Annotated in this window: 23 protein-coding genes and 7 pseudogenes; 16 read left to right on the top strand and 14 right to left on the bottom strand. The window is 60.8% G+C overall.

What is annotated here, in order from left to right; genetic code table 11:
* The first annotated feature begins 101 nt into the window (after positions 1 to 101).
* Positions 102 to 1292, top strand: coding sequence for a hypothetical protein (locus EBB79_RS21530; RefSeq protein WP_127751120.1), 1191 nt, complete (start codon positions 102 to 104; stop codon positions 1290 to 1292).
* Between the two features lie 23 nt (positions 1293 to 1315).
* On the opposite strand, the gene EBB79_RS21525 is transcribed toward EBB79_RS21530, so the two are convergent.
* The 3 genes from EBB79_RS21525 to EBB79_RS21515 are packed head-to-tail and all read right to left on the bottom strand — an operon-like array spanning position 1316 to position 4957.
* Positions 1316 to 2542: an SEL1-like repeat protein gene (locus tag EBB79_RS21525; protein ID WP_127751119.1), complete on the bottom strand. Its 1227-nt coding sequence runs from the start codon at positions 2540 to 2542 to the stop codon at positions 1316 to 1318.
* Complete coding sequence (locus tag EBB79_RS21520; RefSeq protein WP_127751118.1) at positions 2539 to 4131, bottom strand: SEL1-like repeat protein; 1593 nt, start codon at positions 4129 to 4131, stop codon at positions 2539 to 2541. The genes EBB79_RS21525 and EBB79_RS21520 overlap by 4 nt, the downstream gene beginning before the upstream one ends.
* 55 nt (positions 4132 to 4186) lie before the next feature.
* Positions 4187 to 4957: a prepilin peptidase gene (locus EBB79_RS21515; RefSeq protein ID WP_127751117.1), complete on the bottom strand. Its 771-nt coding sequence runs from the start codon at positions 4955 to 4957 to the stop codon at positions 4187 to 4189.
* 147 nt (positions 4958 to 5104) lie between these two features.
* Here EBB79_RS21515 and gspG point away from each other — a divergent pair, with 147 nt between their 5' ends.
* The 5 genes and pseudogenes from gspG (at position 5105) to EBB79_RS21495 (ending at position 7024) form a co-directional block, all read left to right on the top strand.
* Positions 5105 to 5566 (top strand): type II secretion system major pseudopilin GspG, encoded by a 462-nt coding sequence (gene gspG, locus EBB79_RS21510; RefSeq protein ID WP_127751116.1) that lies wholly within the window; start codon positions 5105 to 5107, stop codon positions 5564 to 5566.
* Positions 5551 to 5652, top strand: a pseudogene (locus EBB79_RS25710) (prepilin-type N-terminal cleavage/methylation domain-containing protein); the annotation flags it as partial. The gene gspG and the pseudogene EBB79_RS25710, both read left to right, overlap by 16 nt.
* 44 nt (positions 5653 to 5696) lie before the next feature.
* The gene (locus EBB79_RS24975; protein ID WP_238705128.1) at positions 5697 to 5993 is read left to right on the top strand and encodes a hypothetical protein; all 297 of its coding nucleotides are present in this window, start codon (positions 5697 to 5699) and stop codon (positions 5991 to 5993) included.
* A 1-nt stretch (position 5994) separates the two neighbouring features.
* On the top strand, positions 5995 to 6405 hold the full coding sequence (locus EBB79_RS21500) for a prepilin-type N-terminal cleavage/methylation domain-containing protein (protein WP_164860870.1): 411 nt from the start codon (positions 5995 to 5997) through the stop codon (positions 6403 to 6405).
* Positions 6365 to 7024, top strand: coding sequence for a type II secretion system protein GspJ (locus EBB79_RS21495; protein ID WP_127751113.1), 660 nt, complete (start codon positions 6365 to 6367; stop codon positions 7022 to 7024). Before EBB79_RS21500 ends, EBB79_RS21495 begins: the two co-directional genes overlap by 41 nt.
* A gap of 127 nt (positions 7025 to 7151) precedes the next feature.
* On the opposite strand, the gene EBB79_RS25330 is transcribed toward EBB79_RS21495, so the two are convergent.
* Positions 7152 to 7361 (bottom strand): hypothetical protein, encoded by a 210-nt coding sequence (locus tag EBB79_RS25330; RefSeq protein ID WP_274594852.1) that lies wholly within the window; start codon positions 7359 to 7361, stop codon positions 7152 to 7154.
* A gap of 247 nt (positions 7362 to 7608) precedes the next feature.
* Between EBB79_RS25330 and EBB79_RS25325 the strand changes: the two genes are divergently transcribed.
* The 4 genes from EBB79_RS25325 to EBB79_RS24525 all read left to right on the top strand — a co-directional run bounded on the left by EBB79_RS25325 (position 7609) and on the right by EBB79_RS24525 (position 9740).
* Positions 7609 to 7947: a type II secretion system protein GspK gene (locus EBB79_RS25325; RefSeq protein ID WP_177627899.1), complete on the top strand. Its 339-nt coding sequence runs from the start codon at positions 7609 to 7611 to the stop codon at positions 7945 to 7947.
* A 113-nt stretch (positions 7948 to 8060) separates the two neighbouring features.
* Positions 8061 to 9245, top strand: coding sequence for a type II secretion system protein GspL (gene gspL, locus EBB79_RS21480; RefSeq protein WP_164860869.1), 1185 nt, complete (start codon positions 8061 to 8063; stop codon positions 9243 to 9245).
* 22 nt (positions 9246 to 9267) lie between these two features.
* Positions 9268 to 9498 (top strand): type II secretion system protein GspM, encoded by a 231-nt coding sequence (gspM, locus tag EBB79_RS21475; RefSeq protein WP_164860868.1) that lies wholly within the window; start codon positions 9268 to 9270, stop codon positions 9496 to 9498.
* Between the two features lie 44 nt (positions 9499 to 9542).
* Positions 9543 to 9740: a type II secretion system protein M gene (locus tag EBB79_RS24525; protein WP_164860867.1), complete on the top strand. Its 198-nt coding sequence runs from the start codon at positions 9543 to 9545 to the stop codon at positions 9738 to 9740.
* Here the strand turns inward: EBB79_RS24525 and EBB79_RS21465 are convergent.
* Positions 9695 to 10282 (bottom strand): tetratricopeptide repeat protein, encoded by a 588-nt coding sequence (locus EBB79_RS21465; RefSeq protein WP_238705127.1) that lies wholly within the window; start codon positions 10280 to 10282, stop codon positions 9695 to 9697. The two genes, EBB79_RS24525 and EBB79_RS21465, sit on opposite strands and share 46 nt — an antisense overlap.
* 357 nt (positions 10283 to 10639) lie before the next feature.
* Here EBB79_RS21465 and EBB79_RS21460 point away from each other — a divergent pair, with 357 nt between their 5' ends.
* A complete protein-coding gene (locus EBB79_RS21460) occupies positions 10640 to 10924 on the top strand; it encodes a hypothetical protein (RefSeq protein ID WP_127751107.1) in 285 nt (94 codons plus the stop codon).
* Positions 10925 to 10959: 35 nt separating this feature from the next.
* The gene (locus tag EBB79_RS24520; protein WP_238705126.1) at positions 10960 to 11103 is read left to right on the top strand and encodes a hypothetical protein; all 144 of its coding nucleotides are present in this window, start codon (positions 10960 to 10962) and stop codon (positions 11101 to 11103) included.
* 10 nt (positions 11104 to 11113) lie between these two features.
* Here the strand turns inward: EBB79_RS24520 and EBB79_RS21455 are convergent, their stop codons facing one another.
* The 7 genes and pseudogenes from EBB79_RS21455 to EBB79_RS24950 form a co-directional block, all read right to left on the bottom strand.
* A complete protein-coding gene (locus EBB79_RS21455; RefSeq protein ID WP_238705107.1) occupies positions 11114 to 12178 on the bottom strand; it encodes a type II secretion system F family protein in 1065 nt (354 codons plus the stop codon).
* 136 nt (positions 12179 to 12314) lie between these two features.
* A pseudogene (locus tag EBB79_RS21445) lies at positions 12315 to 13609 on the bottom strand (GspE/PulE family protein).
* Positions 13610 to 13687: 78 nt separating this feature from the next.
* Positions 13688 to 14418: pseudogene (locus EBB79_RS24970) on the bottom strand (type II secretion system protein GspD).
* A 93-nt stretch (positions 14419 to 14511) separates the two neighbouring features.
* On the bottom strand, positions 14512 to 14697 hold the full coding sequence (locus EBB79_RS24965; RefSeq protein ID WP_238705125.1) for a hypothetical protein: 186 nt from the start codon (positions 14695 to 14697) through the stop codon (positions 14512 to 14514).
* On the bottom strand, positions 14676 to 14855 hold the full coding sequence (locus tag EBB79_RS24960; RefSeq protein ID WP_238705124.1) for a secretin N-terminal domain-containing protein: 180 nt from the start codon (positions 14853 to 14855) through the stop codon (positions 14676 to 14678). Before EBB79_RS24960 ends, EBB79_RS24965 begins: the two co-directional genes overlap by 22 nt.
* Entirely contained in the window at positions 14801 to 15160 is a 360-nt protein-coding gene (locus EBB79_RS24955; protein WP_238705123.1) for a secretin N-terminal domain-containing protein, read from the bottom strand. The genes EBB79_RS24960 and EBB79_RS24955 overlap by 55 nt, the downstream gene beginning before the upstream one ends.
* Before the next feature lie 35 nt (positions 15161 to 15195).
* Positions 15196 to 15588: a type II secretion system protein D gene (locus EBB79_RS24950; protein ID WP_338045814.1), complete on the bottom strand. Its 393-nt coding sequence runs from the start codon at positions 15586 to 15588 to the stop codon at positions 15196 to 15198.
* A gap of 413 nt (positions 15589 to 16001) precedes the next feature.
* Between EBB79_RS24950 and EBB79_RS21435 the strand changes: the two are divergent.
* Positions 16002 to 17244: pseudogene (locus EBB79_RS21435) on the top strand (glycosyltransferase family 4 protein).
* 172 nt (positions 17245 to 17416) lie between these two features.
* Here EBB79_RS21435 and EBB79_RS21430 read toward each other — a convergent pair.
* A pseudogene (locus EBB79_RS21430) lies at positions 17417 to 18411 on the bottom strand (replication initiator protein A); the annotation flags it as partial.
* A gap of 487 nt (positions 18412 to 18898) precedes the next feature.
* On the opposite strand from EBB79_RS21430, the pseudogene EBB79_RS21425 reads away from it, so the two are divergent.
* The 3 genes and pseudogenes from EBB79_RS21425 (at position 18899) to EBB79_RS24945 (ending at position 21440) form a co-directional block, all read left to right on the top strand.
* Positions 18899 to 20298, top strand: a pseudogene (locus EBB79_RS21425) (AAA family ATPase).
* A gap of 44 nt (positions 20299 to 20342) precedes the next feature.
* Positions 20343 to 21101, top strand: coding sequence for a ParB/RepB/Spo0J family partition protein (locus tag EBB79_RS21420; protein WP_238705121.1), 759 nt, complete (start codon positions 20343 to 20345; stop codon positions 21099 to 21101).
* A 42-nt stretch (positions 21102 to 21143) separates the two neighbouring features.
* Positions 21144 to 21440: a hypothetical protein gene (locus tag EBB79_RS24945; RefSeq protein ID WP_238705120.1), complete on the top strand. Its 297-nt coding sequence runs from the start codon at positions 21144 to 21146 to the stop codon at positions 21438 to 21440.
* 152 nt (positions 21441 to 21592) lie between these two features.
* Here the strand turns inward: EBB79_RS24945 and EBB79_RS21415 are convergent.
* A pseudogene (locus tag EBB79_RS21415) lies at positions 21593 to 22914 on the bottom strand (UDP-glucose dehydrogenase family protein).
* Positions 22915 to 23169: the final 255 nt, after the last annotated feature.

Below are 23169 nucleotides of genomic sequence, written 5' to 3'. Positions count from 1 at the left end.
CCTTTGGCGCGGGCAATTACAGCAGCGCTCAGACCCTCACCATCACCGCAATCGATGACGAGGTTGTTGAAGGCACCCACAGCTGTCAGCCGACTGTGACGGTGAGTTCCACGGATACCAATTTCGACGGCTTTGCCTTGGCACTGGCACAGGTGGCAATCGCTGATGACCTGGTTGATCAGATCCGTGAACCGCTGAGCGAAATTCTGGAAAACGATCTCGAAGAAACCATCCGGACCCAGCAGCGTTATTTCAGCGGCATTTCCAAAGGCGCCCTGTCGCGCCTGCAGGCTGGCCAAGACGGTCTTGGCTGCGGAACAGTGGCACCGCTGGATGTCGATGGATCGGTCAATATCCAGGATGGCACGGGCCAGAGCGACGGCACCTTTGGCTATGATGTCTATGATTGCAACACTGGCAGCCGCGAGATCCTCGCCGGAGCGTTCAGTATCACCCACACCGAGAATATCGGCACCCAGGCTCTGTTCCAGTTCTCTCATCAGCGCGAGCGCCTGCTGTCCGAAACCCATTTGCAGGGCCGGTTCTGGGGCGGCTATGTCAGCCGCACCAATGTAACCGATCTGGCTGATGGCTCAATCAACGGGCTGGGCGTGAATGGCGGCATCTACGGGGCGCATCAGCTGGGCGAAGGATTGTTCATTGATTACTACGCCGCTGGCGCATTGGGGCATCACCGCTACAAGCTCAGCTTTGATGCGACACCAGCCGTGATCTCGACAGAGGGCAGTTATGATTATCTGGCCGCCTTTGGTGGCGTGGCGCTCTCGGGCGAGCATGCGTTTGAGACTTTCATGCTGCGACCCAGAGCAGGCATCGATCTGGCCTATGCGGTGGCCTCGGATGCGGATGTCACGGCCACCCAACTGGGACAGACCGACACCGGGAGCATCGATATTCCCAATACCACTGGCGGTCGCATTTTTGCCGAGCTGGAGTTTTCCAATCTCGCCAACCCGGAGGGGGGCAACCCATTCGCGCGCCAGATCCAGACAGCACTGGCGCCACGCTTTGCCTGCGAAAGCTCATCGAATGAGAGCGGTGTGGACTGCGGTCTGGGAATTGCCTTCAGCCGCTCGGTCTTCGATCCACATACCGGGGTCGGCTACAGCTTCGAGATCGACTATGAACATATCGACGAGACCGACCGGTTAAGTGTCGATTTCCACCGGGAACGCCGCTTTTTCAATGATCGCGGTGCGGTGGTGACCCAGCTTTCGGTCTCCGCCAGCGATGCAGTATCAATCCAGCACGGGGTCCGGCTGGATTTCTGATCCAGCCCGGTTTCCCAAGTGGGTTATCTGTTCGCCAATTGATCGCCGCCCTTTATGACGGCCAGCTCTTGCGCTTCAACAAGCTGGCTCTGGGTCATCCGTGCGGAAAGTACAACCGCCAGTTCCGGGGCTTCGGGCTGCCCGGCACTGGCGGCCAGCACCAGCCACATATATCCAAGAACATAGTCCTGTGGCAGCGCCCGACCTTCAAAATACATAAGGCCCAGATTGGCCATGGCTGGCGGGTACCCTGCCTCTGCCGAGGACCGCAAAAGCCGCGCCGCCTGGCGAAATTCTTCCTGTGAGGTTTCCGTTTTCTGCAGATGGTGCCAGCCCAGCAAAAAGCCGGCCAGAGGATCCCCGCGCGTGACCCCTTGACGCAGGCGCTCTAGCGCCTCGGCGCTGCTGTCCGGAGGCGCCAGACGGGTATCAAAGACCCACCCTGGGTGCAGGTTGCCAGTCTTGGCGCTGTTTTTTCGCGCGGCAAGCTGATGCAATTCGACAGCCAGCGCCTCATCCAGCGGCACGCCAAATCCATTCTCATACATGGTGGCCAGATTGCCCATGGCCAACGCCAATCCTTGATCTGCAGCAGCCTGAAACAGCGCGGCAGCCCGGACATAATCCTGCTGCACGCCATTTCCACGCACGTAGAGCAGTCCCAGATTGTTCTGCGCCCGCGCCTGCCCCGCCGCCGCCGGCCCCTCATAAAGCTGCAATGCCCTGGCAAAATCTTGAGCCACCCCAGTGCCGTTTTGATACAGCACAGCCAGGCTTACCGCCGCCTCCTGATGCCCCAGATCCGCAGCCTGTTGATACAGATCAGCCGCCAGAGGTTTCCCCTCGGGCTGTGTTTCCAGCACGCGCGCCAGATCATAGAGATACGTCGCATCTCCGGCCTGCGCTGCCTTGCGCAGCCAGTTCAAAGCGGCCTGTGCGTTTGTCTCCACCCCTATGCCATCAAAATAATACTGGCCCAACCGGTGTTGCGCCGCCGCATGTCCCTGATCGGCCGCCCGCGTGAACCATGTCGCGGCAAGGGCAAAATTCTGCAGCAGGCCACGGCCCTTTTCCAGCCGCAGTCCCAGGGCGTATTGCGCATCAGCCACCCCGTTCTGGGCCCCCTGTTCAAGCTGCGCAACAGGTACGTCCCGCCAATCGGCAAGCGTTTCCTGCGCCTGCAATGACAGGGGCTGCGACAGCCAAAGGGTAAAACAGAAAGCCAGGCGCCAGCTCAGAGACGAGGTCACTGTGAAATTCCTTCGGAGGTCTCTTCTGACAACGCCGCAGGCGGGCGCTCAACAAACCCTCTTGCCGCGGTCTGCGCTTTTGCGACCTGCTCCGGTGTCATCAAATCAGCCACCACGCCGCGCATCTTCAGCGCATCCCGGTGACCGCCTGCGGCCGCGATGTTGAACCATTTGTGGGCCATGACATAGTCCTGGTCCACACCCTGACCCTGAATATAAAGACGTCCAAGATTGTGTTGGGCCTCCACATCGCCGGTTTCAGCGGCCGCTTGAAACTGGTCAGCGGCCTGGACCGAAATCTCTCCGGACCTGTCTTCCTGCGTCAGCAACCAAAGGCCAAAGGCCGTCTGGGCCGGACGTAGACCGGCAGCGGCCTGCTGCGATAACCAATCCGCGGCGGCCGGATTTCCAGCCTCGGCCGCAGCCACGACCCAGGGTATGGCACGGTGCGGCGCCAACAGCCCGTCGAGCGCGCCGGTCGCCGCCAAACTGCCCAGATGCTGCTCTGCCACCGCGCTGCCTTGGTCCACTGCCAGCCGGTACAGCACCACCGCGTCCTGAAGGTCTGGTGCAGCGGCGTCTCCCGCTTCGCGTATCTGTCCTAACGTAAAACTGGCCTCAGCCACCCCTGCATCGGAGGCTGCCTTTAGCCAACGCACCGCCAGCGCCGGGTCAGCAGGAACCCCATGGGCGCCGCGCAAGGCGGTCCCCAGCACGGTGGCCGCCGCCGCGCTGCCCTGCGCCGCCGCCGCTTCCAGCCAGCGCTGCGCCTCGGCGGGACGGGCCGCGACTCCGTCTCCTGTCAGATATTTGCGCCCCAGTGCCAATTGCGCCTGACCAAAGCCGGTTTCGGCCGAGCGCAGCAACCAGTCAACGGCCGCCCTTCGGTTCTGTTCTACCCCCTGTCCGCGGTCCAGCGCATAGGCCAAAAAGAACTGCGCCTCACCATGGCCTGCATCAGCGGCTTCCTGCATCCAGCGCAGCGCCTGTTTGGCATCCTCCGCGATGCCTTCCCCGCGTGCATAGGCCCGGCTCAGCTCAAATTGTGCCTCTATATGACCGTTCTCCGAAGCCGCCAGCAGCCAGGTAAACGCTTCCTCTGGATGCGCTGTTACCCCAACACCACTGCGATACAGCAGACCCAGATAATATTGCGCCTCACTGTTGCCCCGCGCCGCCGCAGATTTGAACAGCCGCGCCGCGCGGGCGGGCTGGCTGACGGGATCTCCCTCGGGGGCGCTGAGATAAATCCTGGCCAGCAGCACCGAGGCCTCCACATGGGTCTGCGCCGCCGCCTTCTCTAACCAGAGCCGGGCCGCCTCACGATCTGTGGGTCCACCGCGACCTTCCAGCAAGACCCGCCCATAGCGGTACTGTGCCAGGGCCGCCCCGGTTTCTTCGGCACGGCGTTTTAACCCCTGCCGGGCAAAAACAAAATTTCCCTGCGCCCAGGCCTGTTCGATATCTGCCATCTCTGGCAGGGCGGTCGCTGTTTCCGCACCCGCCTCCTGTGCCCAAGGAGCAGAAGGCCAGATGGGCGACAACGCCAGAAGAGCCATAAGTGGAAAAGTGGTTTTTGAAAGTGTCATAATATCTCATCTTCTGGAACCTGCGGCGCGATCTTACGACCCACCTGCGGCAAGATCAAACCCAACGGCCCACTGGGACCATCACCCCGGCGGCACGCAGAAGCCAAAGCACTGCTGCTGCTGCACAGAGCGCTGTGCCAAAAGGTAACGCGCGTTGACCCAACGACCTGACGTCCCCGCCCCGCCATGCCAGGACCAGCGCCGCGCCCAACCCCGAAAGCGCCGCCAACAGCACCATCAGGGGAAGATCATAGGGGCCAGAAAAACCGCCGAGCCCCACCATCAGTTTGACATCTCCAAACCCCAGCCCCTGGCGACCACGCAAAAGCCTGTAGCCCACCCGCAGCCCCCAAAAACTGCCGCCCCCCAACAGCGCGCCCCAGAGGGTCAGCGTCAAAGTGTCCGCCTGCCAGGCTCCAATCAAAACAGTCAAAAACAGAGCCAGGGTCAGCCCGTCCGGCAACCGGAACCACAACAGGTCCGCCACCGCCAGACCAATCAGGAGCCACAGGAGCAGACAGGACAGCAGCACAGTGGCAACCGTCCCCCCGGCTGCCACCGCCAGCACCGCCGCCCCTGTGGCCAGGATCTCAATATAGAGCAACCAGGCCGGAATCGGCGCAGCGCAATGGCGACAGTGGCCGCGCACCAGAGCAAAAGAGACGATTGGAATAAGGTCGCGGGGCGCCAGCACCGTCTTGCAGTTGCGGCAGGCAGAGCGGCGCCGAATCACGTCCTCCCCCCGGGTCAGCCGGTCGACCAGGACCCCAAGAAAGGAGCCAATAGCCGGAGCCAGCAAAAGCACAAACAGCAGATCTGTACTCATGTAGGTTCTACTCTGTGTCCAAAACCTGTCTGCATAAGCCGCACTCCTCTGTCTTCCCCCTTTCGGACTCCTACCCGGATCGGTTAAAGATCAAAAGACAGAGGTCCCCCTCTACCATGTGACCAGACAAATGAAAGAGTCCCTCCCATGACGCATCCCAGCGCCCAGCCCGGCTGCTGCCCGCCCCGCCGAGATGCAGGCTTTTCCCTGTTGGAGCTGATGGTGGTCGTGGTCATCCTTTCCGTGCTTGCATTGGTGATCGTGCCCCGCGTCATCGATCGCCCGGATCAGGCCCGCGCGGTGCGCGCGCAATCTGATATTGCTGCCATCTCCAGTGCGGTGAAACTCTACCGGCTCGACAACTATCGATACCCCACAACTGAGCAGGGCCTCCTGGCGCTGGTCACCCGGCCGAGCGGCGATCCAGTGCCCGCCAACTGGGCTGAAAACGGGTATATGGACCGGTTGCCGGTGGATCCCTGGGGTCAACCTTATCTGTATCTTTCACCTGGGGTTCATGGCGAGTTCGACATTTTCAGCTATGGCGCCAACGGAGTGGTCGGCGGCACCGGTACAGAGGCGGACATAGGTTCTTGGGCCTTAAATTAGAGACACAGCCTATCCACTCGGATGCGGGTTTTACGCTGATTGAACTGTTGGTCAGCCTCGCCATTCTTGCCGTGCTTGCAATTGCAGCTGTCCTGTCCCTCCCGCGCGGGCTGCCCCGTCGGACCGCGATATGGCCCTGTTTCAGATCCAGTTTTCGTCAACCCGCCAGCGGGCAATCACGGGGCACCAAAGTCTGGGGCTCGCGCTGTCCCTACAGGGACTGCGCCGGGCTGAAAACTCAAAGACGGTTGGCAATTCTCTACCCAACTGCAACGCTGGCAAGGCCCCGTGCATCTGGTACCCTCGGACCGCGCAGCCGCGTCTGACACTCCCGAAATCATCCTTCTCGCCACCGGACAAACCAGCGCGTTTCATATCAACTTTGGTTCTGGTGGCCGCTGCGAAAGCGATGGATGGACAGGCCTGACATGCCAGAGCAATTGACCCCGCAAGCGCGCACCTCCGGGCTGACACTGGTCGAGCTTGCCGTGGCCATCCTGGTGCTGGCCATCGGCAGCATGGCAGCGCTGCGGGCCACTGATCAGTCACGCCTGAGCATCGGCAGCGAGATGCCCCGGATTCTGGCCCGGCTGGCCGCCCGCAATCGCGCCGAGGAACTGCAGCTTTACGGTCCTGGCCACGCGCTCCCCGGTCAGGTTACCCTGGCGGGTCAGCCCATTTCCATTGAAACCCACTCTGAAACCACCGCAGGCGGGCTGTTGCTCAGCAGGATCACCGCGCGCGCCGTATCTGGTGAAGCGGCGATGCTGGTGGTTTATCTGCCGCCCGGGTGCGACGGTGAAACTATCGCAGCAGGATCATGGCCTCAGCCTCCTTGAGCTGGTCGCCGCTATGGCCATTTTCGCCCTGGTGGCCGTTCTGGGTGTGCAGGCCCTGAGTGGTATGATCCGCATGCGCGAAGATCTGATCCAGCGCAGTGAACGGGCCGCCGAGCTTGACCGCACCGTCAGCCTGTTGCGCGCGGATCTTTCGGCCGTGGTTCCCATGTTGTTTTACCCCCCAGAACGCGCCCCACCGCAATCGGCTGTCCGGTTCCGGAACGGGGTGCTGGCGCTTTCGGTCAGTGGGCAATCCAGGCTGACGGATCACGGCAGCGCTGGCCTGCACCGCATCGAGTGGCAGCTCCAGAACGAGCGGCTCAGCCGGCGCATCTGGCCCGCGCTGACACCCGCGCGTGCCTCTGCGCAAAACCCGGCCATGCCAGTGCTTGAAGGTGTGACCGGGCTCCGTCTGCGCAGTTACTGGGAGACGCAGGGTTGGGTTGATGGTGTCGCACCAACCACCCTGCAGCCCACTCCTGATACCGGCCACGCATCTGATGGCGATCACAGTGGCCCCGCGCCTGAAATTTATTCAAGCACAGTCCCTCTGGCGTTGGAACTGATCTTGGAAACCCGTAATTTTGGCCGCCTTTCCCTTGTGGAGACCCTAAAATGAGCCCGGACAGAGGCTTTGTCCTGATCAATGCCCTCATTCTCGTGGCCGCGCTCTCTGCGGTGGCAGTCTTTTTGTTGACCCGGTCTGAAATCGGGCGGGCGCGGTTGCAGGCGGGCCAGGATGCGGATCAGCTGGCCATGGGGTTGATGCCTTTGATGCCTTTGCCATGGCGCAGCTCACTGCCGACACCAACAGCATCGACCATCTTGGAGAATCCTGGGCAAAACCGTTGCCGGTTTTGCCATTGGCCCGCGGCTCTGTCAGCGGCCAGATCACCGGTCTGCAGGGGCGTTTCAACGTGAATTGGTTGGCCGACCCCGAACATATCATCGCCCATCAGGCGTTTGACCGCCTGTTGACGCGGCTGGCCATCCCCGCCCGGACGGGCGCGGCAATCCGCTCTTTCCTGCGCCCGGGAGGGCCAGAAAACCAGGGGCCCTGGATCCGGTTAGACCCGCCTCTGGATCCGGTCGGGGGCCATTCTCAGTCTGGAGCAGCTGCGGGCCATTCCACAGCTTTCGGATCGCTCATTTCAGCGGTTGTCTCCGTTTTTGGCGGCCCTGCCAGGGGACAGCGCCCTCAATGTGAACACTGCATCCAAAGAGGTGCTGGCAGCTTTCCTGCCACATTTGCCCCCCGCCGTTCTCATTCGTCTGCTGTCCACCCGGCAACGACAGCCCTTTGACTCCTCTGCAGCCTTTCTCTCAGCTGTCGGGATTGAAGAAGACACCGAGGAGACCGACGACCCAACGGATTCCGCGCCGCAGCTGTCCCCCGATCTGTTCGCGGTCTCTTCAAACTGGTTCCGGGCTGAGGCGACCACCACCCTGGGGGATCGCAAAGCGCAGCGGGTCACGATATTTCAACGGAAAGGGTTGCCCCGACGCATCACGATTGCCTGGCGCCGCAGCGCATGGCCTTGAGTTCTCGGGTAAAACCTGCAGACACAACAGATCCTGTCCGCCAACGGATTGCACTTGCCAGCGTCCCTGCGCATTCTGCAGCGATACCACCCCGCAACTGGAGCCCTGCCCCGATGTCCGCAGCCCCCACCAGCCGGCCCTCCAAGGCTGCACCAGACTTCATACTTTTGGGCGGGCCCCTGGCCGCGTCGCATCAAGTGGTGCTGGTGCCTGGCGAGATGGTACCACTCTACAGCCTTGATTTGCCGGCCTCACTGCGCAGCGGTATCCGCGAAAAAGTGGCCCGTCGTCAGCTGGCGGACCGGCTGGGCTTTGCCCCGGCCCTGCGCCCCTTTGTGCCTACGATACAGGGACACCCTAAGGCGAACACCAAAAACTGGACCCGGGTCTTCACCGCAGATCCGGCCTGGCTCGAAAGCCTCAGTACCCTTTCAGGGCGCGCGGTCCTACCAGACTATTTGTCCCTCCCCACTGCCACCGATCTCTGGACCCTGGCCTGTACCGCCGAGGACCGTGTCCAAGCCCGCCTTGGTCCAAGTGACGGTTTCAGTGCGCATCTCACACTGACCCCCCTGCTCTTGGAGCAAGCCTTGGACAGCGGCCCACCACCGCGGGCTATACTGGTGATGAACGAGGTGGGTCCGGCCATCAGAGCGCTGGCAGAATCACGAAATATCCCAATATTAGAGACGCTTTTTGACGCTGAGGCATTGAAAATAGTCCCGCGCGTTCTCGCCCATGGTGAGCTGGCATGTGATCTGCGCAAAAATCCCATCGCATCGCAGGTACAGATGGCACGGCGTGTCCTGCCTTGGCGCTGGCCACTCTTGGCGGCGGCGCTGGCAGCAGCACTTTGGGCGGCAGCCCAGCAGATTGCCATTCAGCGCAGTGAGACCCATACCCAGGCCTTGAGAGCGAAGACCCAGGAACTGGTGCAACAGCACTTCACCCAGGGCGGTCCAGTGCTGGATCCCCGCCTGCAAGTCAGCCGCGTACTGGCCGAGCTGCAGCGTGCCAATGGCTCCAGCACCCATCAGACCAGCCCACTGGAGCTGGCCCGGCGCGCCGGCGCCATCATCACTGCGGCGGACGCCAAACCCGAAATGCTAACCTATCGAGAGGGACAGGGCCTCTCAGTGATCCTGCGTCTCCCGGATTTTGCCGCAGCCGAACGGCTTGCCGCAGCCTTTGCCGCAGAGGGCCTGGACGCCCGGTTGACAGAATCTGGCACCGCCAGCGATTCCGATGGGGTACGCGCCGAATTCACCATCGCAACACAGGCCGAGGACACAGAATGAACACTGGCCTGATCTCTCTGCTTTGCGCCTCAGCCGCCGCGAACGGCTGCTGGTGGCCGCCCTGGTCTTTGCGGTGTTGCCTCTGGGGATTTTTCTGACGGTTCTGGTGCCTTTGCATGATCACCGTCTGCAGGCACAGGCCACCGAGGCCGAGGCGCAGGCTCTGCTGGTCTGGGTCGCCGATCAGACCGTGGAAAAATCAATCTGCAGCAGCCCGACCTTTCTGCCGCACCCGCCAGCGCCATTGGGCTGAGCGGGTTGGAAAGCGGGCTGAGGGCTGCAGGTCTGGGGTCCTCTTTGGGTGAACTGCGCTCTGGCACCGGCGGCACAGTAGAAATGCGCTTTGAGCGCGCTGATTTCGCCCGGTTGGCCAATTGGCTCTCGACCACGCATCCCGACTGGGGGTATCGGTTCAAAGGGTTTCGCTTTGAGGCCACAGACGCTCCCAATCAGGTCAATGTATGGCTGACCCTGTCCCCGGCATCAGACCCATAATAGGGTCTAATACAGGCTATTTTGCAGCTATAGGGTTTTAACCTGGCCTCAATACTGGCTCTGCGTCCCGCCATAGAGCCCAATGGGTCCAGGCTGGAATACTGTTTCAGAACCTCAGAAAAAGCAGCACTGGCGGCTTGCAGCTGAGCTTTCCCTTCAGCGGTCTTACCTTCACTCAAGAGGCGCAGCCCCAATTCATGTTGCGCAGTTCCCTGTACCGAAAGCGCGGCGGCGCGCGCCTCGTCTTTCTGACTGGCAACCAAACCGGCGGCCAGGCTGGCAGCCTGCTGAAAATTACCACTGCGCAATTCCGTATGCGCATATTCTAACTGCAACCGAGGGGTCAGCGGTCCGGCCTCTTCCTGCAGCAACCGGGTATAGGCTCGCCTGGCCTTGTCGTAGTTGCCGCTTTCCAGTGCAGTGCGGGCCACCCCATAGCGAGACTGAAAGCTAGTCGCCCCGGTCACACTGTCACTGCAGCTGCCCAAGACCACCAATGCTACAGCGGCAAGGCTAACCTTGGCAAAAATAACTGTCCTCATCATATGATCTTTCTGCCTGCTGAGGGGCTCATTTAGAAGGCCCGCTAATTATATCTGCTCAATCGAAGGATAAGTGCTGCTGTGAATTTAACACGCGCCCCCCTGCGCGTCTACTTTTCTGGATTGGGATCTCAGATCCAAAGACGGTAAACTGTCAACTGGGCCCCACAGGACACGAAAACACCCGATATCAGTCTGAGCCTCACAAAACTGACGCGCAAAGCCGGCCCTGCGGTCAAACCGCAGGGCCGTTCTACCGGTCGGGCAAGCCACAGTTGAAATTTTGCCCTTACGAAGCCCAGACTGCTATGGCAAACTGGGTCATATCCATTTCTAAGCTCTGCAAGGAACACACCCATGCGTTTGATTGCAGTGATATGCACGCTCCCTGCGCTGACGGCTGCCCTTTGGGCAGGACAGCAGCTGTGGCTGGAGATGCGTGCACCCGCCGCCCCTGCCGTAGTCTACGCAGCTCCGGCGGCCTCAGACCGCGTTGCAGAACCGCAGCCCCGACCAAACCGCCGCTGGTCGGCGCTGTTTGAGAGAAACAGCCGCCCAAACCGCAACCCCCCACTCCCGCCGCAGAACCACAACCGCCAAAGCCACCCGTTCGCCCGCTACAAAGCTTTGGCTATGCGCTGAATGGGGTGGTTCAGACAGGCGGCACGGCCTGGGCCATGGTCTCACATCCAACTGGTGAGCACCTGGTGCGGCCAGGGGATGTGCTGGACGGCGGCCTCACGGTGATGCGGATCGATAAGGCCGGTCTCTGGGTCAGCCGGGACGGTGAAGCCGCAGAGCTCTTGGCCTTTCCAGAATAGCAGCAGGTCCCTAGATCGTCACCGCTGCCTGCAGGTCAAAGATTGGCAGCAAGACGGCCAGCACAATCACCAGCACCAGGACACCGACCAGAATCATCAGCATTGGCTCAAGCAGCGCCGCAATGCGTTTGCGACGGGCTGACAGCCCCTGCTCGGTGAGAACAGCCGCCCGTTTGGTCATGGGCGCCAACCGGACCGAAATCTCGCCGGCGCCAATCAGCTGGCGCGCAACCGGCGGCAGGAAAGACAACCGTTCAAGCGCCCGGGCCAGGCTTTCACCCTGGCGCACCGCCGCCGAGACCGTCTCGGCCTGGTTCCGGAAACTGGCAACCGAGAGGACCTCAGCAGCGCTGTCCACTGCACTCAGCACCGCATGTCGTGATCCCAGCACCAGGGCCAGCGTGCGCATATACTGCACCGCCTCCGCCTGCCGCCGCAAAGGTCCCAGTATCGGCAAACGCAGCACCAGCCGGTCTCGCAGGCTACGCAGCACCGTCACACGTGGCACCGCCAAAAGCAGCAGAACTCCCGCGCCTGACAGCAGGATCAACACCAGCGCCTGGCGCCCGATCCAGTCCGACAGCCCCATCACCGCCTGGGTCAGCGGCGGCAACGGACGGCCCGTCATTTCAAACATCGACACAATCTCGGGCGCCACGTTGACCATTAAGATACCGCAGACCAGCAGCGAAACCGCCGCCACAAAACCTGGATAAATCAGGGCCGTGACGATTTGCGCCCGCCCGCTGTCCTGTTCTTCCAGATATGTGGCCAATTCTGAACACACCGCTGAAAGCTCCCCGGCGCCTTCACCTGCCCGCAACGCCGCAAGATAATAGGGCCCAAACCCAGCCCCGGACCCCTCCAGCGCGGCGGACAATGGCGCACCGTCCAGCAGCGCGGCCCGGGCCTCAGCCGCCACCGCATCCAAAGCCGGATGGCCACCCGCCCGCACCGCTTCCAGGGCGGCATCAACCGGAAGCTCAGCCTCCAACAGCACGGCCATCTGGCGGGTGAAGACCGCTTGTAGTTCCGGAGTAAGCCGTCGGCGCCAGCCAGAGCGCGCGCCGGACACAGCTTTGCTTCGCTCAGCTCGGAAACAAAGAGATCCTGCGCCTGCAATTGCACGGCCGCATCTCTTTCCGTTTCGGCCACAACCGAACCAGTGCGGCGGCGACCCTGGGCTGTAAAGGCAGTATAGCGGTAGGCCCTCATGCCATATCTCCCGCAACCCGCAGCACCTCTTCGAGACTGACGGTGCCCGCCGCCACCGCCGCCAACCCCTGACCCGTCAGGGTTTCCTCCGGAGCCAGCGCCAGCTCCTTCAGGGCGGTTTCACTAACCCCTGCATCAATCGCTCCGCGCAGCTCCGGGGTGATCCTGGTGATCTCAAAATCCCCAGCCGACCGCTGTGCCCAGACCCTGACAGGCGCTGCATCCCGTGGCGCGAAACAGCTGCTGCGGGGGCTCATCCCACACCGCAGAAAATGCGCCGCCTCATCCGGAGCTGGCGCATGAGAGCTGCGGCACTGCAGGCACAGCCTGCGCAGCAGCCGCTGCGCGATCACCCCCGCAGCGTTGCCGCAATCAGAAAGTCATCAAGCCCGAGATCACGCAACCGTACCACGGCCCCTGCCGAGCTGTTGGCATGCAGCGAGGAAAACACCAGGTGCCCGGTCAGCGCCGCCTGAGCCGCGGTGCTGGCCGTCTCACCATCGCGCACTTCGCCCACCAGGATCACATCCGGATCCTGGCGCAGAATGGCACGCAACCCAGCAGCAAAGCTCATACCGATGGCTGCATTGATCTGGCTTTGCGATACCCCGGGCAAATCATACTCGATCGGATCTTCCACCGTCACCACATTACGCTCATCCCGATCAGAGAGCTGCAACAGCGAATAAAGTGTCGTCGTCTTCCCGGCGCCGGTCGGGCCGGTGGCCAGAATGATCCCATCAGGAAAATCAGCAAGGCGCCGCAACTGGGTCTCTTGCACCGCTGACAGGCCCAGCCGGTCCAGCGGCATCAGCCCGGCACTGCGGTCAAGAATCCGCAGCACAACCCGCTCGCCATAGTGACCTGGCAGCGAGCTGACCCGGGTGTCGATCCCTTTTCCGCCCAGCGACAGCGGGATGCGCCCGTCCTGCGGCAGCCGGGTTTCCGCGATATCCAGCCCGGCCATGACTTTGAGCCGCGACACGATCCGGCGCACCGGCACATCGGCGCGGTCCATCACTTCCTGCAACACCCCGTCAATACGCATGCGCACCCGCAGACCGCCTTCATGAGGTTCGATATGCAGATCCGATGCACTGCTCTGCACGGCCTGCCGCAGGAGCCGGTTCACCAGTTGAATGACCGGCGCATCTCCCGGCTCATCCAGCAGATCGCGCTGACGGCGGGAAAAGGCCGCTTCCTCAAGATCAAAGCTGATTTCGCCCGCCACTCCGGCCTCAGCAACAGCGCCCGACTGATAGGCCCGGGCCAAGGCGGTCTCAAACCCCATCCGGTCGGCCCGCACCACGCTGACAGCCCTGTTTGCCCCAATCGCCGCTGCGCTTCACGCAGCCCGAGCTGAGTAGCGTCAGGGCCTGCTGTCAATTTCTCCCCTCCAGAACCACCTGCTGGCTCTGGGCAAAACAAAGGGCAGCCGAAGGTCTGCAGCGTCAGGATCAGTTGCCTGCGTTGAAGCGGAGCCGACTGGGGAGAGGGGGTAGTTTCGGCTTTGCGCGACATCATCAATGAATCCAGCATCAAACGGTTGGTTTAGATCGGCCCCGTCAAAGGGAAGATAGCCCAGCTGGGTTCTGGGGTATCTTCCATCATCCACGGGCGCAATAGAGGCGCTGACGTCCCGCGCTTTGCGTGACAACTGTCGGGTAATGCGGGCGGCCTCAGCGTCTGATGACACCACCTGCGGACGCAGAAGCACCAAAAGCACCCGCTGCCGACCGGTGGCATTCTTGCCGCGAAACAGGTTGCCCAGAAGAGGGAGCTCTGCCAGTCCGGGGACCTTTGACTGACCGCCCCTGAGCCATTTTCCAACAGGCCACCCAACATGATGACCGCTCCGTCTCGCACCAGCGCGGTGGTCGAGATCGCACGCCGTGTGGTGATTTCACCGCCCGAAGACGCAGTACTATTGGTGAGGTTCGAAACCTCCTGCTTGATCAGCAGGCGTACGGTGCGGTCCGCATTGATCTGCGGCGTGACATTCAGTGTCAGACCCACATCCAGGCGCTCAATGGTTTGAAAGGGGTTTTCAACTGCGGTGCCACCGCTGACGGTGGAAAAGCTGCCGGTGACAAAAGGCACATTCTGCGCAACCACGATCTCAGCTTCCTGATTGTTCAGCGTCAAAATTGAGGGGTCGACAAAGCCGGGTGGAACTCACCGAATTGATCGCCGTCAAAGCCCCACCAGCCCGTCGCCGTCACTTTCGTTGTAACGGCCACCGCCCAGAAACCCTCCATTGCCAAGATCGGCGGTCTCGCCACTGCTGAGCGCGGACATCAGATTGATCAGACTGGTGCGCCCTGGCAGAAAACTGCGCGCCCCTACCAGCGCATTATTCAGCACCGCCCCAAATTGCACCGAGAGATCGCGCAGACCTTCAACCGATATCTCAAAATGATCGCCTCGACCAGAACCTGGGTCGGGCGCCGATCCAGATAGCGCACCATCTGTACGATCTCGTCTATCCGCTCTCGCGGGGCCGAGACCAAAAGCGAGTTGGTCTGTGGTTCTGGCACGATGCGTACAGGAGCCCGCACATTGCCCCGCCCTCGGCATTCAGCGTGCGCAACACCACATCCGCAATCGAAGCCGCATCTGCATAGTTCAACCCGATGGTGCGCGCGACCACTGTATCACGCTGGGTGTCGAGCTCGGACACCAGCACCCGCACCCGGTGACGCAGCGCTTCGGGCCCCGAGAGCACCAAGGCATTCGAACGCCGGTCGATACTGATGGCTGCCCCGTCCTGGATCAGATCCATGGCCTGCACCACCTGCATCACATCCGAGGCCGAGGCATTCTGCAACCGGATGATTTCCACCGGATCTGACCTGCGGGGTTGATCCAGCCGCTTGATCAGATCAGAAATACGGTCGAGATTGGCCCCCGGTCCGACAGTATCAACCGCTTGGCGCCCCGCACGGGTGTAATCACCGCCTCAGCGGGCAACAGCGGACGCACCACCTCAACCACCTCTTGCAAAGAGATATGACGCACCGAAATCACCCGGGTCTCAAAGCCACCCGGCAGTGGTTGACCGCCACCTGGAGCCAGCTCACGGGCGGCATTCATCGGCACAACCCGATCCGCCCCCACCCCATCAATAATGGTCAGCCGATTCAGTTCCAGCACAGAGAGGAACACCTCATAGAGGTCCTCCGGCGACATTGTGTCCGGTGCCAGCACGGTTACAGTTCCCCGGACCGCAGGATCCAAGACAAAACTGCGCCCCGTTGCCTCTGAGACGATTTCGACAAAACTGCGCAGATCGGCATCGCGCAGGTTCAGCGTAACCTGAGCGAACAGAGAAAAGGCCAGACCAGCAACAGCAAGAGAGCAGGTAAAATCACATTACAGCCCCAAACACGAAAGGATCGCGCTGGCTTCAGCTTATTGTGCTGCAACACTGCCGAGGTATTCATGGATCTGCTCTCTTATCGTTATATCGCTGGACCGGTGGGCAAATAATGCTGCACCGTTTGCCTGTTGCATGCACATTAGAGAAGTTTGCATCAAAGCGCACGGTTTTCTGCGCGTTTCTCGAACCGGGCCCATCCCCGGCAGATAAGACACAGTCCTGCCAAAAACTCCCCACTTGCGCAGACCCGGTTCCCCCGGCATGCATAGGGTATTTCCAAGCAGACAGATGACAGGACGCATTTATGAAACTCCTTTTTGTCCATCAGAATATGCCCGGTCAATACCGCGAGATCCTCACCTGGCTGGCGGCACAGGGCGGTCATGAGCTGGTCTTTCTGACCCAGCGCCCGAATATACAGATCAAAGGCGTGAAAACCGTCACGTACCGGGTGCATCATCAGGCCAGCAAAGACTCTTACGGGCTCTCCAAGGATTGGGAGGACGCGGCCGGGGCAGGTCTGGGAGCCGCCATGGCGCTGCGCTCCTTCGAGAAAAGTGATGGCTTCAAGCCAGATATCGTCATTGGCCATACTGGCTGGGGAGAGCTGCTGTTTGTAAAAGAGATCTGGCCGGATGTGCCGGTGATCGGCTTCTTTGAGTATTTCTATAACACCACTGGCGGGCTGGTGGGCTTTGACCCGGACAGCCCATCCAATGATCAGGCCGGCTTTTTTGCCAAGGCCCGCAACACAGTGCCTTACGCCAGTATCGAAAGTGTCGATCTCGGCCATGTGCCGACTTATTGGCAGCGCGACCGGTTTCCGACCTCGTTCCATGATCGCATGTATACCTGCCATGATGGTATTCGCACCGATCGGCTTTGCCCGACCCCAAGGCCTGGATAGGACTGGGGCGACTGGAGCACCCCTTGACCCGCGCCGACGAGGTGGTGACCTATGTGGCCCGCAATATGGAACGGGCCCGCGGCTTTCACATCATGATGCGCGCCCTGCCCCAAATCCTAAAGGACCGACCCAAAGCGCGGGTGCTGATGATCGGCGGCAATGAAACCTCTTATGGCCCCGAAAGCAAACACACCAATGGATTGCGTGGGGAGATGGAGGAAGAGCTGGGCGACAGCGTCGACTGGAACCGGGTGCATTTTCTCGGCAAGGTGCCCTATGATGATCTTTGCCGCATCATCCGCATCAGCCGCTGTCATATCTATTTGACCATGCCCTTTGTGCTCAGCTGGTCGCTGCTGGAAGCGATGTCGATGCAGGCCACGGTGGTGGCGGCTGATGTCGCCCCGGTGCGCGAGGCGGTGACCCATGGCGAGACTGGCATGCTGGTGGATTTCTTTGATGTCCAGGCGCTGGCAAGCCAGGTCGTGGATGTGTTGGAAAACCCCGGCACCTATGCGCATCTCGGCCCCAATGCGCGCGCCCATGTGGGGAGACCTATGATTTCCTGAGCCGCTGCCTGCCCGAACACATCGCCCAGATCAACGCCCTGGTGCCTGCCGCAAAACGCATTCAGATGTAAGCCAACGGGATGCCCTTTTCGGCGCCTCTATCAGGGGTGGCACCGGCGATACCCCAATATCAGAGCCTGTTTTCCCCAAGGATAAGCCCGTCACCACAATGACCCTCAGCCCGTCCCGGAAGCGATCGTTAAGGGGGAAACAAACCGGAAAAGCAGGCCTAATCAGCGCTGCGTTTTTGACCCAGCCCAGGAAAGCAGCATCTGCCTGGCGCAGACGCGGACTGCCCGAACGCGCCCACATCGCACGCCACTCGGCCTCCAGTGCATAGACATCCACACCCGGCAGCATCTCACGGGCGTGCTCCAGCGTCACCGACTTCAGGACCGGCGCATTGGCACTGCCCACTTCGGTGACCATATGTTTCTGGCTAAAGCGGATCAGATCACCGGGCAATTCTTCCAGTGCGTAATCCGGCAGGGGCTGTGCTGTGATCATGTCGCGGATCATCTTGCGAAAACCCGGCGTGGAGAGGCGGAGCCCGATTTCTTCAACAGGGTTTCCACCGAAATTTGCCAGCTGTCCTGCCGTCCGCAATGCTTGCGCGCCAACTCATAGACCCGCCGCTCCAGCGGTTTACGCAGGCGAAAATAGTCCCGGTTGAGCGTCAGGACCGACTTCGACAGCACCGCCCGAAACAGCCAGTCCGACAGCGTCACAGTCACATTGACCATACGGCCGCCTTTGGCCTTGCGGATGATCTCCCAGCTTTCGATAAGACCAAACCCCGTGGTCACCTCTTGCCCGCCAGTGACGATATTGGTGGTAATCCGGGTGCCGACAAGACGCTCAAAACTTTCGCGCAGCCGACGGTAGGCATCGCCGCTGGTCTCGCGGTTGGTGGCCAGCAACAAATCATGCGCTTTCAGATGCAGCGTACGACTGACCTGGCGCCCCGCATTCAACGCCGCCATCAGCTGACTGATACAAAAGATCAGGATATCCTTGTCGTGGATCGTCGCCAGACCCTTGACCGAGGGCACCACAGTAATCTCAGCGCCATTATGCTGGTAATTTAAAATACGCCGGTCTGGCCGGGTCGACAGGGAAAACAACGGGTGCTCCATCGAGACCAGATCATTTTTGGGAATCGCCCCCAAAATATCACACAGGAAGAAATCCCCCTGCCCTTCAGCTGGCTCCCCTCCCGCTGTCAGCGCTGCTGCCATTGTTCTTCTGCCCGTTGCTGGTCCCCGGTTTATGCGCGGCGTATCGCAGCTTTCCCAGGTGACTCGTTTTCGTGGTTTTGAATACACTCACCCTAGAGTTATCCACAACCCCTCGCAACGGGGTTCCGGAATCACTGTTTCGGGGGATCAGAGTCATTTGATCGGGGTTTCAGAGTCACCCACACCCAAAAAACACCCCGCATGATCAATAAAAAAAGGCTTTGCGAGGACAGTGCTTGTCCCTTAACTATTATATAACTCATAAATAACAGAGCAGAAAATTGTTCAGCGCCCAAAATCTGCCGCACACCTGTCTTTTAGGCCTCTGATTTTCATAGAAAAAGAAAAAGGGGTCTGCTGAATATTCCCATGTGCCGCCTTTTCTGTTATTCAGTCAAAAAGACAGCATATTCATCGATCTCAGGGGGCAGGTTTACATCCGTGACCCCAGGATCGGCGAAAAGATAACCCAGGCGGGCAAGGCATTATGGCAAGAGATACCCACAAGGCAGCACCCATGCTGCCCCCCTATTTCAACATCGACCCCGATGCGGCCATGGCTGAACTGGATGCTTCAACCGACACCCATGGCTTTGCTGAAATTGCTGCCGCCTGCGCCCGGGGCCGGGATGATCTGTCCAGCCGTGGCATCGACGAGGCGGGCCGCAAACAGCTGCGCCAATTCTCAACCTGGGAAATCACCCGTTACCTGATCCCCGTAGCCAGCGCCCATTTTCGCCGGGTGCTGAAGGCCAATCCGGAGCTGCCCCAGGGTCAGGCCGAAACCGAAGGCGGCGCCAAGTGGTTCTCGCTGGATGAGGTTCTGAAGTTGCGGGCGTTCTTTGGCGCCCAGGGCAGCAAAGCGAAAGATTACCTGCCCTACCGGCCCAAAGGCCTGCCTGCCAAAATTGTCGCTGTGGCCAATTTCAAAGGCGGCGTTGGCAAGACCTCAACGGCCGCGCATCTGGCGATGTCGGCGGCGCTGGACGGCTACAAGGTGCTGGTGATTGATCTCGACAGTCAGGGCTCGATGACCTCGATCTTCGGGGGCAAGGTCGACGACGAATGGCAGACCGCCTTTCCGCTGCTGGCGCGCCACTATGGCGAGCATCTGCGGCTGGAGAACCAGCGCCGTCTGGATCGTGGCGATGCACCGCAACCGCTGGACGAGGCGCTGAGTGCGGCGATGGACATGACCGCGGCGGACGTGATCCAAAGCACCCATTGGCCCAATATTGATCTGATCGGCGCCCAGCTGAACCTCTATTGGGCCGAGTTCCAGATCCCGGTCTGGCGGATGGCGGCGCGCGGCTGGAAACTCTGGGATGCGCTGACGGATCGCCTTGATGCGGACGGGGTGCTGAATGAGTACGATCTGGTCTTCATCGATACCCCGCCACTTTGGGGTATCTGACCATCAACGGGCTGTCGGCGGCTGACATCCTGCTGGTGCCCATGGGGGCCTCGTTTCTCGAATTTGATTCCACCGGTCGCTTCTTTGACATGCTGCACTCGACCTTCTCCAGCATCGAGGATGGCGAGAATCTGGCCGCCCGCGCCCTGGGCCGCCCCGAGATGGGATTTGAGTGGGAGGCGGTGCGCACCGTCATCACCCGCTATGACGGCGCCCAGCAGGGCGAGCTGGCGGCCCTGATGCAGGCCTATCTGGGCCGCACTCTGTCGCCGCACCGGCAGGATTTCACCGCGCTGATCGGTCAGGCCGGCGAGCAGGTCAATGGCATCTACGAGGCCGACTATCGCGATTTCAACCGCGAGACCTATGCCCGGGGCCGCGAAACATTCGACGCCACCTATGCCGCCTTCAAACGCTTACTGCTGGGGATCTGGCGACGGGCAGAATTGGATCAGCAACGCGCGGCCGAGTAAGGCTCTAATAAAGGATTTGGGACAGGATCGGCGATCTTTGCCCCTTGAGGAGAGATAATCATGGCCAAACGCAAACGCCTGACCCCGGCGCAGCCCACCTATCTGAGCAGCGCCCCGAAAGCAAATCGGCGCTTGGGGCGCCGCTGGCCACCGCGGCGCCGATTGCCCAGGTTGCCAGTGATGCGGCAGCGCAGGCCGCGTTAAGCGAGCTGAGCGCCGTGCTGGAAACTGCGCGCGCCGATGGTCGGCTGATCGAACGCATTGCCCTTGAACAGATCGACGAGACCCATCTGGTGCGCGACCGGCTGGAACAGGACGAGGATGAGATGGGCGCACTGATGGCGTCACTGCGCGCCCGTGGCCAGCAGACCCCGATCGAGCTGGTGACGCTGACAGACCGCCCCGATGGCAAGACCCATGGTTTGATCTCGGGTTGGCGCTTACTTTGCGCCCTTAGGCGGCTCTATGAACAGACTTCAGAGTCTGAATTCGCCAGCATCAAGGCGCTGGTGATCCAGCCCGAAACGGCTCAGGACGCCTATGTGGCGATGGTCGAAGAAAACGAAATCCGGGTCAATCTAAGCCACTATGAACGGGCCCGGATTGCGGTGCGCGCCCTGCGCGAGGGTCTATCCGAACCAGAAAATGGCGCTGCAGGGATTATTTGCCAATGCCACCCGTGCCAAACGCTCAAAGATTGGCAGCTTTATCGCCCTGGTCGAGGCGCTGGATGCGGTACTGATGTTTCCGGTGGCGATCAACGAAAAGCTGGGACTGGCGCTGGTGCGCGAAATCACCCGTGATCCACAGTTTACCGAGACCCTGATCAATCACCTGCGGGTGGCATGCGTGACACCCCGGTGGCCGAGTTGCGGATCCTGTCGGCGGCGGTCACTGCGGCGGAAGATGAGGCTCTAACCCGGCAATCAGAGTCTGAGATCGCGGAGCCAAATGAGACTTCGGTTGACCCGGCTCCCCGGATCCGCACCCCCCTGCCTGCCCAGGATACGCGCATCAATACCCAGGTGGCACCGGGATTGCGGCTGGGCTATACGCCGGGCAGCCACCGGATTGAGCTGAGCGGCGCAGGAGTGGATGATACCCTGATCCAGGCCTTAAGGCTCTGGCTAAGCCAGCGCTGAGCTCAAGGATCCGGGACGACGTGTAACGACAAAAAAGGCGCCTATTGGCGCCTTTCTCCATCTCTAATCTATACTGTAGGGTCGAACTACTACCCCTGCCCTGCCCGACGGATGAGCTCAAATGTTTCGCGCGCGAAACATATTATGTTAAATTATTTTGAGGCCCGTTCGTCGCGTCCCACAGCGGTGTAATATTCAAACCCACCCCGTTTGGCCGCCTTGGCATTGTAGATATTGCGCAGATCCACCATCCGCGGGCTGGTCATCTTGCGCGCCAGAACTTTCAGATCCAGGGCGCGGAACTCGTTCCATTCGGTCAGCAGCACCACCAGATCCGCATTGCGGACGGCGTGATAAGGATCGTCCATCCACTTTACCCCGGGCAGCAGCGCCTCGCCTTCGGCCATGCCCTGAGGGTCCACCACCCGCACCCGGGCACCGCCGCCGATCAGCGCCGGCACGATGGTCAGGCTGGGCGCATCCCGCATGTCGTCGGTATTGGGTTTGAAGGTCACGCCCAGCACCGCAATGGTCTTGCCATTAAAACTGCCGTCACAGGCGTCGCGCAGCTTTTCCACCATGCGCTGTTTGACCTCGTCATTGACCCGGATCACCGTCTCGGTGATCTGCATCGGATAGGCGTGGTCCTGGCCAATGCGGGCCAGCGCGGCGGTGTCCTTGGGAAAGCACGAGCCGCCATAGCCCGGGCCCGCATGCAGGAACTTGTTGCCAATGCGCCCATCCAGCCCGATGCCGCGCGATACTTCTTTGACATCCGCGCCGGTGCGTTCACACAGGCCCGCGATCTCGTTGATAAAGGTGATCTTGGTGGCGAGAAACGCATTGGCCGCATATTTGATCATCTCGGCGCTTTCCAGATCGGTGGTGAGGATCGGAAAATCACGCAGGTACAGGGGCCGGTAGATATCACTCATGACCTCGGCGGCGCGCTCGTTCTGCACGCCGACAACCACCCGGTCGGGTTTCATGAAGTCGTCAATGGCGGCGCCTTCGCGCAGGAATTCGGGGTTTGAGGCAACGTCGAAATCGGCCTGTGGGTTGGTCTTGGCGATGACCTGTTTAACTTGCCTATTGGTGCCCAATGGCACAGTGGATTTGGTCACCACCACGGTGTAACTGGTGATTGCGGCGGCGATCTCTTCGGCGGCGGCCATCACATAGGTGAGATCGGCGTGACCGTCGCCACGACGGGTAGGGGTGCCGACCGCGATGAAGACGGCATCCGCTTCGGCCACCGCCGCAGTCAGATCGCCAGTGAAACTGAGGCGCCCGGCGGCAACGTTCTTTCCATCAACTGATCCAGACCAGGTTCATAGATTGGAACCTCACCTGCCCGCAAACGAGCGATTTTGCCTGCGTCCTTGTCGACACAGATCACGTCATGGCCAAAATCTGAGAAACAGATGCCTGAAACCAAGCCGACGTACCCTGTGCCGATCATTGCAATGCGCATGAGATCTTCCTTGTCTGAATGCCCGAACTTTTGCAGCAATTTTGAAGGGAGCATGGCTGGGGCACAATGGGGGAAAAGACTTAAACACCAGAAATGTTTCGCGCGCGAAACATTTGAGGGCGGTTGAGCACGCGGCGCAACCGGATAGACGCGCAGATTGCCGGTTCTCTCGGCGGCGACGGATACCATCCGCTGTCAGGATATTCATGCGCGTCGCTAAGGGAAAAAATGAGCCGAGCGGGCCCTTTGCGTCAT

The organism is Parasedimentitalea marina, assembly GCF_004006175.1.
GTDB classification, from domain to species: Bacteria; Pseudomonadota; Alphaproteobacteria; order Rhodobacterales; family Rhodobacteraceae; genus Parasedimentitalea; species Parasedimentitalea marina.
Note: the sequence above shows the minus strand (reverse complement) of the source record. Positions and strands in the feature narration are given on the sequence as shown.

Coding starts and splice junctions, on each gene's coding strand:
- EBB79_RS21515 (WP_127751117.1), bottom strand. CDS start 4,957: ATGAGTACAGATCTGCTGTTTGTGCTTTTGCTGGCTCCGGCTATTGGC.
- EBB79_RS24520 (WP_238705126.1), top strand. CDS start 10,960: ATGGTCTCACATCCAACTGGTGAGCACCTGGTGCGGCCAGGGGATGTG.
- gspG (WP_127751116.1), top strand. CDS start 5,105: ATGACGCATCCCAGCGCCCAGCCCGGCTGCTGCCCGCCCCGCCGAGAT.
- gspL (WP_164860869.1), top strand. CDS start 8,061: ATGTCCGCAGCCCCCACCAGCCGGCCCTCCAAGGCTGCACCAGACTTC.
- EBB79_RS21465 (WP_238705127.1), bottom strand. CDS start 10,282: ATGAGGACAGTTATTTTTGCCAAGGTTAGCCTTGCCGCTGTAGCATTG.
- EBB79_RS21520 (WP_127751118.1), bottom strand. CDS start 4,131: ATGACACTTTCAAAAACCACTTTTCCACTTATGGCTCTTCTGGCGTTG.
- EBB79_RS24975 (WP_238705128.1), top strand. CDS start 5,697: ATGGCCCTGTTTCAGATCCAGTTTTCGTCAACCCGCCAGCGGGCAATC.
- EBB79_RS21460 (WP_127751107.1), top strand. CDS start 10,640: ATGCGTTTGATTGCAGTGATATGCACGCTCCCTGCGCTGACGGCTGCC.
- EBB79_RS21500 (WP_164860870.1), top strand. CDS start 5,995: ATGCCAGAGCAATTGACCCCGCAAGCGCGCACCTCCGGGCTGACACTG.
- EBB79_RS24945 (WP_238705120.1), top strand. CDS start 21,144: ATGCGTGACACCCCGGTGGCCGAGTTGCGGATCCTGTCGGCGGCGGTC.
- EBB79_RS25330 (WP_274594852.1), bottom strand. CDS start 7,361: ATGGGCGATGATATGTTCGGGGTCGGCCAACCAATTCACGTTGAAACG.